This window comes from Pseudomonas sp. zfem003 (assembly GCF_032621675.1).
Lineage (GTDB): Bacteria > Pseudomonadota > Gammaproteobacteria > Pseudomonadales > Pseudomonadaceae > Metapseudomonas > Metapseudomonas otitidis.
The window spans coordinates 22,733-36,931 of record NZ_JAVYJG010000007.1; the positions used below are offsets into that span (position 1 = coordinate 22,733).

Genomic DNA, 14,199 nt, shown 5'->3' on the forward strand with positions numbered 1-14,199 from the left:
TTCCCTCGTGCCTTTGGCCGGCTGGCCCTTGGCGGCGGCCTGCTCGTGCAGGAAGATGGCAGCCCATTGGCGGCCGCCGTGACCGGCTGAGTGCTGTTCGCTTCCAAGGAACACGTCGGCCCGGTGTCGGTCGACATCTGGAATGGCCGGCCCGGTGGGCCGTGGCATCTGCATTGAGGGGATAGAGGCAAATGAGTCTGACGATGGATGTGGTGTTGCGCAGGGCGCGCCCCGTCTTGCCGGTGCTGGTGATCGAAGACACCGCCCTGGCGCTGGACCTGGCCGGTGCGCTGAGTGCCGGTGGGGTCGAGGTGCTGGAGGTGACCTTGCGTACGCCGCGTGCGCTGGACGCGGTCGCGGCGATCCGCAAGGAGTTCCCGGACCTGCTGGTGGGGGCGGGCACGCTGATCCACACCGAGCAGTTCCTCGAGGTTCGCGATGCCGGTGCGCATTTCGCCGTAAGCCCGGGCTGCACCGAGCGCCTGGCTGCCGCCGCCGAAGACTCCGGCCTGCCTTACCTGCCCGGTGTCATGACACCTTCCGAGGTGCTGCTGGCGCTGGAATACGGCTACCGCTCGCTGAAGCTGTTCCCCGCCAACGGCAATGCCAGCGTGAAGATGCTCAAGAGCCTGAAGGGGCCCTTCACCGGCATCCGCTTCTGCCCCACCGGCGGCGTCACGCCGGACAACCTGCTGAGTTTCCTGCAACTGCCCAACGTCGCGTGCGTGGGCGGCACCTGGATCGCACCGTCGAGCCTGATCCGCGCTCGCGCCTGGGACCAGATCACCCAGCTGGCGCGAGAGGCCCGGGAGCTGGTGCACAAGGCGGAGCACGGCTGATGAACTGGGACCGACCCCATCCATTCGTGATCGACCTGGTCGTGGCAGCCGATGACATCGACGGCCTCGGCCACGCCAACAACGCCGTCTACGTCAGCTGGCTGGAGCGCTGTGCCTGGCGCCACTCCCAGAGCCTTGGCCTGGACCTGGCCGAATACCGTCGCCTCGACCGCGCCATGGCAGTGGTGCGCCACGAGATCGACTACCTGGCCGCTGCCTATGAAGGGCAGGCGCTGCAGATGGGCACCTGGATCGTCGAATCGGACCAGCGCCTGAAGATGGACCGCTGCTTCCAGCTGATCCGCCCCGAAGATGGCGCGACGCTCCTGCGTGCGCGCACCACCTTCGTCTGCATCGAACTGTCGACCGGTCGGCCCAAGCGCATGCCCGTCGAGTTCGTAGAGGGTTACGGCCGGGCGCTGCTGCCGGCCGATTGAACTCATTCCAGGGCGGGCGCCAGGTACAGCTCCGTCGGGCTTTGCATGATGCGCAGGCTGCGGTGCTCCCCCGGTTGCAGGAGGATCGATTGCGGCCGCCCAACCGGGCCGGCGCTGCAGTAGCCCGAAGGCGTTTGCCGCAACGCCAGCACCTGCTCGCCTGCCGGTACCTCCAGTACCACCGCCTGTCCCGGCGCGAGCTGCGCCACGGCCTCATCCCGCAGGTAGAGGTTGATGTCGCAGGCGTTCGCGGCGTTTTCGTCCCGGCGTACTTCCAGTTCGGCCAGAGCGTCCGGCGCAGGCTGCAGCGCGTCCGCAAAGCTGGTGGCTGCCGCGGTCAGGCAGCAGGCGAGGGCTAGGCAGGGTGCTTTCATAAGGGGGGGCTCGCGGTTTTGGTCCTGCGGTTTGGACCACGGACGAGCGGCTTCGGCTCCCGCCCATTCAAGGGTTCTAACCCTCGGGGCCGCCCATTACACTACGCGCCCCTCAACACACCCCTTCAGCTCCTATGCAAATCGCCTTGGCACCCATGGAAGGCCTGGTCGACGAAATCCTGCGTGACGTCCTCACCCGTGTGGGCGGCATCGACTGGTGCGTCACCGAGTTCATCCGCGTGTGCGACCGCTTGTTGCCCGCCACCACCTACCAGAAGCTGGCGCCTGAGCTGGCCGACGGTGCACGTACCCGTGCAGGTACGCCCATGCGGGTGCAGTTCCTCGGCTCGGACCCGGTGTGCCTGGGCGAGAACGCTGCCTTTGCCTGCGAGCTCGGAGCGCCGGTCATCGACCTGAACTTCGGTTGCCCGGCCAAGACGGTGAACAAATCCCGGGGTGGCGCCGTACTGCTCAAGGAGCCCGAGCTGCTGCATGCCATCGTTTCCGAGGTGCGGCGCGCGGTACCGGCAGCCATTCCGGTGACGGCGAAGATGCGCCTGGGCTACGACAGCCCCGAGGTCGCCCTCGACTGTGCCCGTGCACTGGCCGACGGCGGTGCCCAGCAGATCGTGGTCCACGCCCGTACCAAGGTGGAGGGTTACAAGCCGCCTGCCCACTGGGAGTGGGTCGCGCGGGTGCAGGACGTGGTGCGCGTGCCGGTGTTCGCCAACGGCGAGGTGTGGACCCTGGACGACTGGCGACGTTGCCGGGAGGTGAGCGGGGTAGAGGACATCATGCTCGGTCGCGGCCTGGTTTCGCGGCCCTCGCTGGCCCGGCAGATCGCGGCCGTGCGCGATGGTCGCGAGCCGGAGGAGATGAGCTGGGAAGCGTTCTTCCCGCTGCTGCAGGACTTCTGGCGCCAGGCCCGGCACAAGCTCGCACCGCGCTACGCCCCCGGTCGCCTCAAGCAATGGGTGGGCATGCTGACCCGGACCTACCCCGAGGCGGTGGCGCTGTTCGCCGAGATCCGCCGGGAGCATGACTGCCTGCACATCGACAGCCTGCTGGGCTGCGATCTGCTCGCGATTCAGCGGCCGCCCGAAACGTCCAGAATGGCGCCGGTAGTGTAGGACGCCTCGTCGCTGGCCAGCCACAGGATGGCCGCTGCAATTTCCTCCGCTTCGCCCCCGCGCTTCATTGGCACGCTGTGGCGCACCCGTTCGATCCGGTCGGGCTCGCCGCCGCTGGCATGGATGTCGGTGTGGATCACCCCCGGGCGAACCGCGTTGACCCGGATGCCCTCGCCGGCCAGTTCCTTCGCCATGCCCAGGGTCATGGAGTCGATGGCGCCCTTGGCGGCGGCATAGTCGATGTATTCATCGGGAGCGCCGATACGGGCTGCCACCGAGGACAGGTTGACTATGGCGCCACCGGTGCCGCCGTGCCGGGTCGACAGGCGGCGGATGGCCTGCTTCGCACACAGGAAGCTGCCTATCACGTTGGCCCGCAGGACGCGCTCGAAGCGGGCTGCGTCCATCGCCTCCAGGCGCATCTGCCGCTCCAGCATGCCGGCGTTGTTCACCAGCACGTCCAGCCGGCCGAACGCCTCGTCCAGGCGCTGGAACATCTGTTCGACCTGTTCTTCGACGCCCACGTCGGCCTGGATAGCCAACGCTTCGCCGCCCGCCGCGCGTATGGCATTGACCAGCGCTTCGGCCTCTTCGCACCGCTCCCGGTAGTTGATGCCCACGGCGTAGCCGCGTTGCGCGGCGAGGCGTGCCGTGGCCGCACCGATGCCACGACTGGCTCCTGTGACTAGCATGACCTTGCGCATGATTTGCCCCCTTGAAAAGTATCGGCCTGTCCCTATCTAGGGTACTGCGGGATGCCGAAGTCGGGTCCCGCACCCGTAGAACCCTTGCTGATCTATTCAGGAGAACACTATGAGCACTGCATTTTCCCTGGCCCCCCTGTTCCGCCATTCCGTGGGTTTCGACCGCTTCAACGACCTGTTCGAGTCGGCCCTGCGCAACGAAGGGGGCAGCAGCTACCCGCCCTACAACGTCGAGAAGCATGGCGATGACCAGTACCGCATCGTGGTCGCGGCCGCCGGCTTTCAGGAAGACGACCTCGAACTGCAGGTCGAGCGTGGCGTGCTGACCGTCAGCGGTGGCAAGCGCGACAAGGGCCCCGAGAGCAGCGTGACCTATCTGCACCAGGGCATCGCCCAGCGCGCCTTCAAGCTGTCGTTCCGCCTGGCCGACCACATCGAGGTGAAGGGGGCTTCGCTGCAGAACGGCCTGCTCAACATCGACCTGGTGCGTGTCGTGCCGGAAGAGGCCAAGCCCAAGCGCATTCCCATCGGTGGCAATGGCGGGCCGGCCATGCTGGAGCACTGATCGACTCCTGGCCATGTGAAACAAGGGCGCCCGAGTGGCGCCCTTTTTCTTGCCCGGCAATCAGGCGTTGGCGGCCGTCGCCGGTTTGAGCAGCGTGCGGAAGGCGGAGAAGGGCAGGGGGCGGCTGAACAGGTAGCCCTGATAGAGGTGGCAGCCCTGCTGCTCGAGGAACTCCAGCTGCTCGGGCTGTTCCACGCCTTCGGCCACCATGCCCAGGCCGAGGCTGCGCGCCATGGCAACGATGGCGCGGATGATCTCGGCGTCATTGGGGTCGTTGGTGGCGTCGCGGACGAAGGACTGGTCGATCTTCAGCACGTCCACCGGCAGGCGCTTGAGGTAGGTGAGGGACGAGTACCCCGTGCCGAAGTCGTCCATGGCGAAGCTCACGCCGAGCTTCTTCAACCGGCGCATCTTACCGATGGTGTCGTCGATGTTCTGGATCACGATGCCTTCGGTCACTTCCAGCTTGAGGAGGCGGCGGGGCAGGTGGCTGTTGCTCAGGCTCTTCTCGATGCGCTCGACGAAATCGTTCTGGCGGAACTGCCTCGGGCTGATGTTGACGCACAGGCTGAAGTCGCTCGGGTCGATCAGGCCATCGGCGATCAGCGTGGCGCAGTTGCGACAGGCTTCCTCCAGTACCCAGCTGCCGACTTCGAGGATCTGCCCGCTCTCCTCCAGCACCTGGATGAACTGGCCCGGTGACTGCGGGCCCAGGGTCGGGTGCACCCAGCGCAGCAGCGCTTCGGCGCCGACGATGCGGTTGCTGCGGGCGTCCACCTGGGGCTGGTAGTGCAACTCGAACTCGCTGCGGGCGAGCGCCAGGCGCAGGTCGTTCTCCAGGCGCAGTCGCTCGCTGGCCGCTTCCTGCATGGTGGAGCGGAACAGCTGGATGGCGTTGCGCCCGGAGTCCTTGGCCCGGTAGAGCGCGATGTCGGCGCGCTTGAGCAGGTCGGCTGGGGTCTGGCCGTGGTCCGGGATCAGCGCAATACCGATACTCGGCGTCACCTGCAGGTGGTGGCCGTCCAGCAGCATCGGCTCGGCCAGCAACTTGCGCAGCTTGTCGGCGATCTGGCGGACCTGGCGGGTCACTTCCGAGCGCTTGCCCTCCAGGCCGCTGAGCAGCACCACGAACTCATCGCCACCGAGGCGGGCCACGGTGTCCTCCAGGCGCACGCTGGCTTCGAGGCGTGCGGTGACCATCTTCAGCACCGCGTCGCCCACCGGGTGGCCGAGGGAATCATTGATGTGCTTGAAGTGGTCCAGGTCGAGGAAGAGCAGGGCGCCGCGCAGATCATGCCGCTTGAGCAGGGCGATCTGCTGGGTGAGGCGGTCCATCAGCAGGGCGCGGTTGGGCAGGTTGGTCAGCGGGTCGTGGTAGGCCAGGTGGTGGATCTGCTCTTGAGCGTCCTTCAGGGCGCTGATGTCGCGCGCGGTGAGCAGCAGGCAAGCCTTGCCGTCCAGCTCGATGCGCTCCACCGACACTTCCACCGTCTTGGTGTGCCCGTCGCGGTGACGGCCGACCATTTCCAGGTGCAGCGCGCGGCCGTCGCGGTCCAGCACTTCCAGCAATCGGCGGCGCTCGGCCGGGTCCGACCAGATCTGCATTTCGCCGGCGGTACGGCCGATCACCTCCTCGGCGCTGTAGCCGGTGAGGCGGCAGAAGCCTTCGTTGACCTCGATGTAGCGGCCGCTTTCCAGCTCGGTGATGGTGATGGCGTCCGGCGAGCTGTGGAACGCCTTGGCGAACTTCTCCTGGCTGGCCTTGAGCGCGGCTTCCGCCTGCTTGCGCTCGGTCACGTCGCGGAAGGTGGTGGTGATGCACAGCTGCCGTTCGACGCGGATGAAGCGGCTGGAGACCACGCAGGTGATCGGCTCGCCGGAGCGCTTCAGGTAGTGCACCTCGACGTTGTCCAGGCCCTTGTCCCGCATCAGTTGGGCGGAGAGTTGCTCGCGCTGTTCCAGGTTGGCCCAGAAGCGGATCTCGGGGGCGCAACGGCCGACGATCTCTTCCGGTTTCCAGCCGAACACGTCGGTGAAGCTGGGGTTGATCTCGATGAATGCGCCGTCACGCAGGCGGGTGACGCAGATCGGGTCCGGGCTGGCCTGGAACAGGGTGGAGAACTTTTCCTCCGAGGCAGTCAGGCGCTGCTCGCGGCGCACACGCTCGGTGATGTCCATGAGGGTGCCCGCCATGCGCAGCGGTGCACCGTTGGCATCGCGGTAGAGCTTGGCGGTGCTCTCCAGGTAATGCACCTCGCCATTGGCGAAGCGCGAGCGGTAGATCAGCTGGTAGCGCGTCTGCTGGCCGTCCTGCAGCTCCTGGTAGGCCTTGCGCATCGTCCGGCGGTCCTCGGCGGGAACGCTGGCGAAGAACAGGTGGAAGTCGCCGTCGAAGGGTTCCGGTGCCAGCCCGTGGAGGGCCGAGGCGCGTGCCGAGCCATACAGCCGCCCGCTGGGGATGTGCCAGTCCCAGGTGCCCAGGTCGGCTGACTCCAGCGCCAGCGCCAGGCGTTCCTGGCTGTCACGCAGGGCACGCTCCTGGGCGCGTACGGCGGTGATGTCGCGCACGGTGAGGACCAGGCAGTCGCGCCCCTGCAACTGGATCTGGTCGCCGTAGATCAGGTTGGTGCTGGTGGTGCCGTCGCGGTGGCGGAGTTCCACTTCCACGCCCATCAGCCGGCCGTTGTCGTCCTGGCCGAGGAGCATCTGCCGGCGCTGCGCGGGGTCGATCCACAGGCCCAGCTCGGTGGAGGTGTGGCCGATGGTCTCGGCGTTGGTCCAGCCGAACTGCCGGGCGAAGCTGGGGTTGGCCTCGATGAACAGCCCGCTCTCGCGCTCGGTGATGACGATGGCATCCGGCGAGCTGTGAAAGGCCTTGGCGAACTTTTCCTCGCTGGTGCGCAGTGCGGCTTCGGCCTGCCGACGCTCGGTGGTGTCGAGGAAGGTGCTGATGAAGAAGGCCTCGCCGTCCAGCTCCACGTACTGGGTGGACAGCACGCCATCCAGCAGGCGGCTGTCACGGGTGCGCATCTGCACTTCCTGCACCACGGGCTCGCTGGAGCCGGGGCCGATGCGATAGAGGTGCTCGCGCTGGCGGGTGTCGACCCAGAGGTCCAACTCCAGTGCGTTGCGCCCGATCACCTCGCAGGAGGGCCAGCCGAACAGCGTTTCGAAGTGCTGGTTGGCCTCGGTGATGCGGCCGTCCTTCACGCGTACCAGCATCACCACGTCCGGGCTGAGCTGGAACAGGGTGGAGAAACGCCGTTGCGAGCTGGCCAGGGCCTCGTCGCGCTCCTGCTGGGCGGTGACGTCGCGGATCACGCCGATGACATGGCGACGGCCATCGTCGTCCTGTTGCAGGCTGCCGCTGATCTCCAGCCAGTGCAGGCTGCCGTCCGGCCAGCGGATGCGGTGCCGGTAGGCGTGGGAGATGGGGCGGTTCTCCAGTACCAGCCTGAACAGCCCGATGATCCGTTCGCGGTCGTCCTCCGGGATCAGCTCCATATAGTCGACCCGTTGCGCCAGCGGTACCCGCGGATCGAAGCCGAACAATGCCTGGGCACCCCGTGACCAGTTGACCCGGCCGCTGGCCAGGTCCCAGTCCCATGCCCCCAGCCGTGCGCCGTTGAGCGCGGCGATCAGTCGCGGGGCATCCTGCCAGCTCTGTTCGAACTCGACCGGGTCCAGGGCTGGAATGAAGGGCAGCGGGGGGCTATCGGAAGATTGGGTCATGGCGCCTGGGTCTGTCAGGAGGGTACGAATTGGCGCGGTTGAGGCCTGGAACCGAGGCAGGCATGGGAAGGCCTTTTCTTATCGTTATGGCGTTCACGTTAGCCCCAGCCCCCCGGATCAGGCAAGCGGGTCGCGCTGCCCATCCAGCAGGACCATGAAGGCCCGGGCGGCGTTGGAGAGGGTGCGGTCGGTATGGAAGATGTAGCCGAGCTGGCGGCTCAGCTGGATGTCCTGCAGCGGCAGGCGCACCACCTGCTCGTCGAGCATGGTGCGTGGCAGCACGCTCCAGGCCAGGCCGATGGAGACCATCATCTTGATGGTCTCCAGGTAGTTGGTGCTCATGGCGATGTTCGGCGTCAGGCCTTCCGCCTCGAACAGGCGGCGGACGATGTGGTGGGTGAAGGTGTTGCCGCCGGGGAACACCGCCGGATGCTTGGCGACGTCGGCGAGGAAGATGGTCTTGTCGCGGGCCAGCGGGTGTTCGGGGGCGGCGACGAAGTCGAGGGCGTCGTCCCACACCGGCACGGCCTGGACCGGGTCGGCGGTCTCCGGAGCCAGGGTGATGACCGCCAGCTCGGCACGGCCGTGGAGGATCTCCTCGTAGGCCACCTCGGAGTCGAGGAACTGGATGTCCAGCGCCACCTGCGGGTAGGCGCGGGTGAAGGCGCGCAGCAGCGGCGGCAGCCGATGCAGGCCGATGTGGTGGCTGGTGGCCAGGGTGAGCCGACCGCTGATGTCGCCGGACAGGTTGCTCAGCGCGCGGCGGGTGTCGTCCAGCACGTTGAGGATCTGGTAGGCGCGGGGGAGGAGGGCGCGCCCGGCTTCCGTCAGCCCCACCTCGCGTCCCAGGCGGTCGAACAGGCGGACGTTCAGCTGCTGCTCCAGCGAGGCGATGCGCTTGCTCACCGCCGGCTGGGTGAGGTGCAGGCGTTCGCCGGCTTCGGAGAAGCTGCCGGTCTCGGCGATGGCGATAAAGGCGTTGAGGCTGGCGAGGTCCATCGGTATCGGCTCCTGGCGGCGATGGCGGATGCATCGCGGGCGTGTTCCGGTGCCTGTCGGCTGCCGGGTCATGGATTCCTGTCAGGAATCATTCGGATAAAAAATATGAATTTGAGTTATTCAATGCAAGCCCCTAGCATCCCCACACGAGCCAAGGGGCCTTTGCAGAGCCCCCGCATAGAAACACGCCGATGAGGAAAGTCCGATGGCTGGCAAGACGCTCTACGACAAGCTCTGGGAAATGCATGAGGTGAAGCGCCGCGACGACGGTTCGTCGCTCATCTACATCGACCGTCACATCCTCCACGAGGTGACCTCGCCCCAGGCCTTCGAAGGCCTGCGCCTGGCCGGTCGCAAGCCGTGGCGCATCGATGCCAACATCGCCACCCCGGACCACAACGTCCCCACCACCACCGCCGAGCGCAAGGGTGGCCTCGAGGCCATCGCCGACGAGGTGTCGCGCATCCAGGTCAAGACCCTGGACGAGAACTGCGATGACTTCGGCATCCTCGAATTCAAGATGAACGACGTGCGCCAGGGCATCGTCCACGTGGTCGGGCCGGAGCAGGGCGCCACCCTGCCGGGCATGACCGTGGTCTGCGGCGACTCCCACACCTCCACCCACGGTGCGTTCGGTGCCCTGGCCCACGGCATCGGCACCTCCGAGGTGGAGCATGTGCTCGCCACCCAGTGCCTGGTGGCCAAGAAGATGAAGAACATGCAGGTCCGCGTGGAGGGCCAGTTGCCCTTCGGCGTCACGGCCAAGGACATCGTCCTTGCTGTGATCGGCAAGATCGGCACCGCCGGCGGCAACGGCCATGCGCTGGAGTTCGCCGGCAGCGCGATCCGTGACCTGTCCATGGAAGGCCGCATGACCCTCTGCAACATGGCCATCGAAGCCGGTGCCCGCGTCGGCATGGTGGCGGTGGACGAGAAGACCGTTGCCTACGTCGAAGGCCGCCCCTTCGCGCCCAAGGGTGCTGACTGGGACAGGGCCGTGGCTGCCTGGAAGGACCTGGTGTCCGATGCCGACGCCCACTTCGACACCGTGGTCGAGCTGCGTGCCGAGGACATCAAGCCCCAGGTGAGCTGGGGCACCTCGCCGGAGATGGTCCTGGCCGTCGACCAGAACGTGCCGGACCCGGCCGTCGAAGCCGACCCGGTCAAGCGCGATTCCATCGTCCGCGCGCTCAAGTACATGGGCCTGAACGCCAACCAGGCGATCACCGACATCCGCCTGGATCGCGTGTTCATCGGCTCCTGCACCAACTCGCGGATCGAGGACCTGCGCGCTGCCGCCGCCGTCGCCAAGGGCCGCAAGGTCGCCGCCACCGTCAAGCAGGCGCTGGTGGTGCCGGGCTCCGGCCTGGTCAAGGCCCAGGCCGAGCAGGAAGGGCTGGACAAGATCTTCATCGAGGCTGGCTTCGAATGGCGTGAGCCGGGCTGCTCCATGTGCCTGGCGATGAACCCGGACCGGCTGGAAAGTGGCGAGCATTGCGCCTCCACCTCCAACCGCAACTTCAAAGGGCGCCAGGGCGCGGGCGGCCGTACCCACCTGGTGAGCCCGGCCATGGCCGCCGCCGCTGCGGTGACCGGCCACTTCATCGACGTTCGTGAATTGATGCAGGCCTGAGGAGCAGAGTCATGAAAGCCTTTACCCAACACACCGGCCTGGTCTGCCCGCTCGATCGCGCCAACGTCGACACCGACCAGATCATCCCCAAGCAATTCCTCAAGTCGATCAAGCGCACCGGCTTCGGTCCCAACCTGTTCGACGAGTGGCGCTACCTGGACGTGGGCCAGCCCAACCAGGACAACTCCAAGCGCCCGGTGAACAAGGACTTCGTGCTCAACTTCCCGCGCTACCAGGGCGCCAGCGTGCTGCTGGCCCGCGAGAACTTCGGCTGCGGTTCCTCCCGCGAGCATGCCCCCTGGGCGCTGGATGAGTACGGCTTCCGCGCGGTCATCGCGCCGAGCTTCGCCGACATCTTCTTCAACAACAGCTTCAAGAACGGCCTGCTGCCGATCGTGCTGAAAGATGAAGAGATGGATGAGCTGTTCGAGCAGTGCGAGGCCACCGAGGGCTACCAACTGACCGTCGACCTGGCGGCCCAGACCGTGACCCGTCTGGATGGCAAGTCCTATGCCTTCGAGGTGGACGCCTTCCGCAAGCATTGCCTGCTGAACGGCCTCGACGACATCGGCCTGACCCTGCAGGACGCCGATGCCATTCGCACCTTCGAAGCCGGCTATCGCCAGCGCCAGCCCTGGTTGTTCCAGGACTGATCAGCCAGAGGAGGCTCACCATGACCGCCAGCCAGCACGAGGATGTGGTCCAGCGCCAGTTCGGCAGCCAGGCCACCGCCTATCTGAACAGTGCCGTTCACGCCCAGGGCGAGGAGTTCGTCCTGCTACGCGAGACGGTGGCGGCTGACGCCAGGGCCCGGGTACTCGACCTGGGCTGCGGTGCCGGTCATGTGAGCTTCCAGGTCGCCGAGTTCTGCGACGAGGTGGTGGCCTACGACCTGTCCGCCCAGATGCTGGACGTGGTCGCCCGCACGGCCGCCGAGCGGGGGCTGGACAACATCCGCACCCAACAGGGGGCTGCCGAGCGCCTGCCGTTCGATGACCAGTCCTTCGACTATGTCTTCAGCCGCTATTCCGCCCATCACTGGCGGGACGTCGGCCAGGCCCTGCGCGAAGTGCGTCGGGTCCTGCGTCCGGGCGGCGCGGCGTGCTTCATCGATGTGGTCGCGCCTGGCCTGCCGTTGCTGGATACCCACCTGCAGACGGTGGAAGTGCTGCGCGACACCAGCCATGTGCGCGATTATTCGCCCTCCGAATGGGCACGGCTGGTCGGCGAGGCCGGGCTGGTACTGACCGCCTCCAAGCGGCAGCGCCTGCGCCTGGAGTTCGCCACCTGGATCGAGCGCATGCGCACGCCGGACGTATTCCGCGAGGCCATCCTGGCGTTGCAGCGCTCGGTGGGCGACGAGGTGCGCGAGTATTTCGAGATTGCAGCGGACGGCTCTTTCAGCACCGACGTGCTGGTGCTCTGGGCCGAGCGCTGAACACTGAACACCCCGGCGCCGAGGCGCCGACAGATGAATGACGAGGAAAGCATGAGCAAGCAGATTCTGGTTCTCCCCGGTGACGGCATCGGTCCGGAGATCATGGCCGAGGCGGTCAAGGTGCTCGAGGTGGCCAACGACAAGTACCAACTGGGCTTCGAGCTGGTGCACGACGTGATCGGTGGCGCCGCCATCGACAAGCATGGTGTGCCCCTGGCCGACGAGACCCTGGAGCGCGCCCGCAAGGCCGATGCCGTGCTGCTGGGCGCCGTGGGCGGCCCGAAGTGGGACAAGATCGAGCGTGACATCCGCCCGGAGCGCGGCCTGCTGAAGATCCGCTCGCAACTGGGCCTGTTCGCCAACCTGCGCCCGGCCATCCTTTATCCGCAACTGGCTGAAGCGTCCAGCCTCAAGCCGGAAGTGGTCGCCGGGCTGGACATCCTCATCGTCCGCGAGCTGACCGGCGGCATCTATTTCGGCCAGCCCCGCGAGCAGCGCGTGCTGGAGAATGGCGAGCGCCAGGCCTACGACACCCTGCCGTACAGCGAGAGCGAGATCCGCCGCATCGCCCGCGTCGGCTTCGACATGGCCCGCGTGCGCGGCAAGAAGCTGTGCTCGGTGGACAAGGCCAACGTCCTCGCCTCCAGCCAGCTGTGGCGCGAGGTGGTGGAGGAGGTGGCCAAGGACTATCCGGACGTCGAACTCAGCCACATGTACGTCGACAACGCCGCCATGCAACTGGTGCGTGCGCCGAAGCAGTTCGACGTGATGGTCACCGACAACATGTTCGGCGACATCCTTTCCGACGAGGCCTCCATGCTCACCGGCTCCATCGGCATGCTGCCGTCCGCCTCCCTGGACGCCAACAACAAGGGCATGTACGAGCCCTGCCACGGCTCCGCACCGGACATCGCCGGCCAGGGCATCGCCAACCCGTTGGCGACCATCCTCTCGGTGTCGATGATGCTGCGCTACAGCTTCATCCAGGGCGCCGCTGCCGATGCCATCGAACAGGCCGTGAGCCGCGTGCTGGACCAGGGCCTGCGCACCGGTGACATCTATTCCCCGGGCACGACCAAGGTCGGTACCCAGGCCATGGGCGATGCAGTGGTCGAGGCCCTGCGTAATCTGTAATCTGTCGGGCCCGCTGCGCGGCAGCGGCCCACTTTTTTCCTGAAAGGTGCAGTTGTCATGAAGCGTGTAGGTCTGATCGGTTGGCGCGGCATGGTGGGTTCGGTGCTCATGCAGCGGATGCTTGAGGAGCGGGACTTCGACCTGATCGAGCCGGTGTTCTTCACCACTTCCAACGTCGGTGGGCAGGGTCCGGCGGTCGGCAAGGACATTGCCCCGCTGAAGGATGCCTACAGCATCGAAGAGCTGAAGACCCTCGACGTGATCCTGACCTGCCAGGGTGGCGACTACACCAACGAGGTCTTCCCCAAGCTGCGTGAAGCGGGTTGGAACGGCTACTGGATCGACGCCGCCTCCAGCCTGCGCATGCAGGATGACGCGGTCATCGTCCTCGATCCGGTCAACCGCAAGGTCATCGATCATTCCCTGGATGCCGGCACCAAGAACTACATCGGCGGAAACTGCACCGTCAGCCTGATGCTGATGGCCCTGGGCGGCCTGTTCGAAGCCGGACTGGTGGAGTGGATGAGCGCCATGACCTACCAGGCGGCCTCGGGCGCCGGCGCGCAGAACATGCGTGAGCTGATCAAGCAGATGGGCGCCACCCACGCGGCCGTCGCCGATGACCTGGCCAACCCCGCCAGCGCCATCCTCGACATCGACCGCAAGGTCGCCGAGACCATGCGCGGCGAAGCCTTCCCCACCGAGAACTTCGGCGTACCGCTGGCCGGCAGTCTGATCCCCTGGATCGACAAGGAACTGCCCAACGGCCAGAGCCGCGAGGAATGGAAAGGCCAGGCCGAGACCAACAAGATCCTCGGCCGCTTCAAGAGCCCGATCCCGGTGGACGGCATCTGCGTGCGCATCGGCTCCATGCGCTGCCACAGCCAGGCGCTGACCATCAAGCTGAACAAGGACGTGCCGATCGCCGATATCGAAGGGCTGATCAGCCAGCACAACCCCTGGGTCAAGCTGGTGCCGAACCATCGTGAGATCAGCATGCGTGAGCTGACCCCGACTGCCGTGACCGGCACCCTGTCGGTTCCGGTCGGCCGCCTGCGCAAGCTGAACATGGGTTCGCAGTACCTGGGCGCCTTCACCGTGGGTGACCAGCTGCTCTGGGGCGCTGCCGAGCCGCTGCGCCGCATGCTGCGCATCCTGCTGGAGCGTTGATCGAACCTGGCGCGGGCGGGGCTCGCCCGCGCCAATCGGTCCGA

General features: G+C 66.6%; 13 protein-coding genes. 9 read left to right on the top strand and 4 right to left on the bottom strand.

Annotated elements, in window-relative coordinates; genetic code table 11:
* Nucleotides 1-191 precede the first annotated feature (191 nt).
* Nucleotides 192-839, top strand: a complete 648-nt coding sequence (locus RTK35_RS16955) for a bifunctional 4-hydroxy-2-oxoglutarate aldolase/2-dehydro-3-deoxy-phosphogluconate aldolase (RefSeq protein ID WP_044408691.1) — start codon at nt 192-194, stop codon at nt 837-839.
* On the top strand, nt 839-1,276 hold the full coding sequence (locus RTK35_RS16960) for an acyl-CoA thioesterase (protein WP_044408688.1): 438 nt from the start codon (nt 839-841) through the stop codon (nt 1,274-1,276). The genes RTK35_RS16955 and RTK35_RS16960 overlap by 1 nt, the downstream gene beginning before the upstream one ends.
* Before the next feature lie 2 nt (nt 1,277-1,278).
* Here RTK35_RS16960 and RTK35_RS16965 read toward each other — a convergent pair whose 3' ends face one another.
* Nucleotides 1,279-1,650, bottom strand: coding sequence for a hypothetical protein (locus tag RTK35_RS16965; protein ID WP_208272704.1), 372 nt, complete (start codon nt 1,648-1,650; stop codon nt 1,279-1,281).
* Between the two features lie 134 nt (nt 1,651-1,784).
* On the opposite strand from RTK35_RS16965, the gene RTK35_RS16970 reads away from it, so the two are divergent.
* Complete coding sequence (locus RTK35_RS16970; protein WP_316908556.1) at nt 1,785-2,780, top strand: tRNA dihydrouridine synthase; 996 nt, start codon at nt 1,785-1,787, stop codon at nt 2,778-2,780.
* Here RTK35_RS16970 and RTK35_RS16975 read toward each other — a convergent pair.
* On the bottom strand, nt 2,738-3,484 hold the full coding sequence (locus tag RTK35_RS16975) for an SDR family oxidoreductase (RefSeq protein ID WP_316908557.1): 747 nt from the start codon (nt 3,482-3,484) through the stop codon (nt 2,738-2,740). The genes RTK35_RS16970 and RTK35_RS16975 overlap by 43 nt on opposite strands.
* Nucleotides 3,485-3,593: 109 nt before the next feature.
* On the opposite strand from RTK35_RS16975, the gene RTK35_RS16980 reads away from it, so the two are divergent.
* Nucleotides 3,594-4,049, top strand: coding sequence for an Hsp20 family protein (locus tag RTK35_RS16980; protein WP_044408679.1), 456 nt, complete (start codon nt 3,594-3,596; stop codon nt 4,047-4,049).
* 60 nt (nt 4,050-4,109) lie between these two features.
* Here RTK35_RS16980 and RTK35_RS16985 read toward each other — a convergent pair whose 3' ends face one another.
* Entirely contained in the window at nt 4,110-7,781 is a 3,672-nt protein-coding gene (locus RTK35_RS16985; protein WP_316908558.1) for a PAS domain S-box protein, read from the bottom strand.
* A gap of 117 nt (nt 7,782-7,898) precedes the next feature.
* A complete protein-coding gene (locus RTK35_RS16990; protein WP_044408673.1) occupies nt 7,899-8,780 on the bottom strand; it encodes a LysR family transcriptional regulator in 882 nt (293 codons plus the stop codon).
* A gap of 205 nt (nt 8,781-8,985) precedes the next feature.
* Between RTK35_RS16990 and leuC the strand changes: the two genes are divergently transcribed.
* From leuC to asd, 5 genes are read left to right on the top strand one after another with little or no spacing between them, the layout of a single operon-like run.
* Nucleotides 8,986-10,413: a 3-isopropylmalate dehydratase large subunit gene (gene leuC / locus RTK35_RS16995; protein ID WP_316908559.1), complete on the top strand. Its 1,428-nt coding sequence runs from the start codon at nt 8,986-8,988 to the stop codon at nt 10,411-10,413.
* 11 nt (nt 10,414-10,424) lie between these two features.
* Nucleotides 10,425-11,066, top strand: a complete 642-nt coding sequence (gene leuD / locus RTK35_RS17000; RefSeq protein ID WP_316908560.1) for a 3-isopropylmalate dehydratase small subunit — start codon at nt 10,425-10,427, stop codon at nt 11,064-11,066.
* A 20-nt stretch (nt 11,067-11,086) separates the two neighbouring features.
* Nucleotides 11,087-11,851 carry a class I SAM-dependent methyltransferase gene (locus tag RTK35_RS17005; protein WP_316908561.1) on the top strand — a complete coding sequence of 255 codons (765 nt, stop codon included), beginning with the start codon at nt 11,087-11,089 and terminating at the stop codon, nt 11,849-11,851.
* A 51-nt stretch (nt 11,852-11,902) separates the two neighbouring features.
* A complete protein-coding gene (gene leuB, locus RTK35_RS17010; RefSeq protein ID WP_279861933.1) occupies nt 11,903-12,985 on the top strand; it encodes a 3-isopropylmalate dehydrogenase in 1,083 nt (360 codons plus the stop codon).
* A 57-nt stretch (nt 12,986-13,042) separates the two neighbouring features.
* Nucleotides 13,043-14,155, top strand: a complete 1,113-nt coding sequence (gene asd / locus RTK35_RS17015) for an aspartate-semialdehyde dehydrogenase (RefSeq protein ID WP_044408660.1) — start codon at nt 13,043-13,045, stop codon at nt 14,153-14,155.
* Nucleotides 14,156-14,199 lie beyond the last annotated feature (44 nt).

Bases quoted from the DNA above. Each gene is read 5' to 3' on its own strand.
- RTK35_RS17005 (WP_316908561.1), top strand. From the start codon at position 11,087: ATGACCGCCAGCCAGCACGAGGATGTGGTCCAGCGCCAGTTCGGCAGC.
- asd (WP_044408660.1), top strand. From the start codon at position 13,043: ATGAAGCGTGTAGGTCTGATCGGTTGGCGCGGCATGGTGGGTTCGGTG.
- RTK35_RS16970 (WP_316908556.1), top strand. From the start codon at position 1,785: ATGCAAATCGCCTTGGCACCCATGGAAGGCCTGGTCGACGAAATCCTG.
- RTK35_RS16990 (WP_044408673.1), bottom strand. From the start codon at position 8,780: ATGGACCTCGCCAGCCTCAACGCCTTTATCGCCATCGCCGAGACCGGC.
- leuD (WP_316908560.1), top strand. From the start codon at position 10,425: ATGAAAGCCTTTACCCAACACACCGGCCTGGTCTGCCCGCTCGATCGC.
- leuC (WP_316908559.1), top strand. From the start codon at position 8,986: ATGGCTGGCAAGACGCTCTACGACAAGCTCTGGGAAATGCATGAGGTG.
- RTK35_RS16965 (WP_208272704.1), bottom strand. From the start codon at position 1,650: ATGAAAGCACCCTGCCTAGCCCTCGCCTGCTGCCTGACCGCGGCAGCC.
- RTK35_RS16985 (WP_316908558.1), bottom strand. From the start codon at position 7,781: ATGACCCAATCTTCCGATAGCCCCCCGCTGCCCTTCATTCCAGCCCTG.
- leuB (WP_279861933.1), top strand. From the start codon at position 11,903: ATGAGCAAGCAGATTCTGGTTCTCCCCGGTGACGGCATCGGTCCGGAG.
- RTK35_RS16975 (WP_316908557.1), bottom strand. From the start codon at position 3,484: ATGCGCAAGGTCATGCTAGTCACAGGAGCCAGTCGTGGCATCGGTGCG.
- RTK35_RS16960 (WP_044408688.1), top strand. From the start codon at position 839: ATGAACTGGGACCGACCCCATCCATTCGTGATCGACCTGGTCGTGGCA.
- RTK35_RS16955 (WP_044408691.1), top strand. From the start codon at position 192: ATGAGTCTGACGATGGATGTGGTGTTGCGCAGGGCGCGCCCCGTCTTG.
- RTK35_RS16980 (WP_044408679.1), top strand. From the start codon at position 3,594: ATGAGCACTGCATTTTCCCTGGCCCCCCTGTTCCGCCATTCCGTGGGT.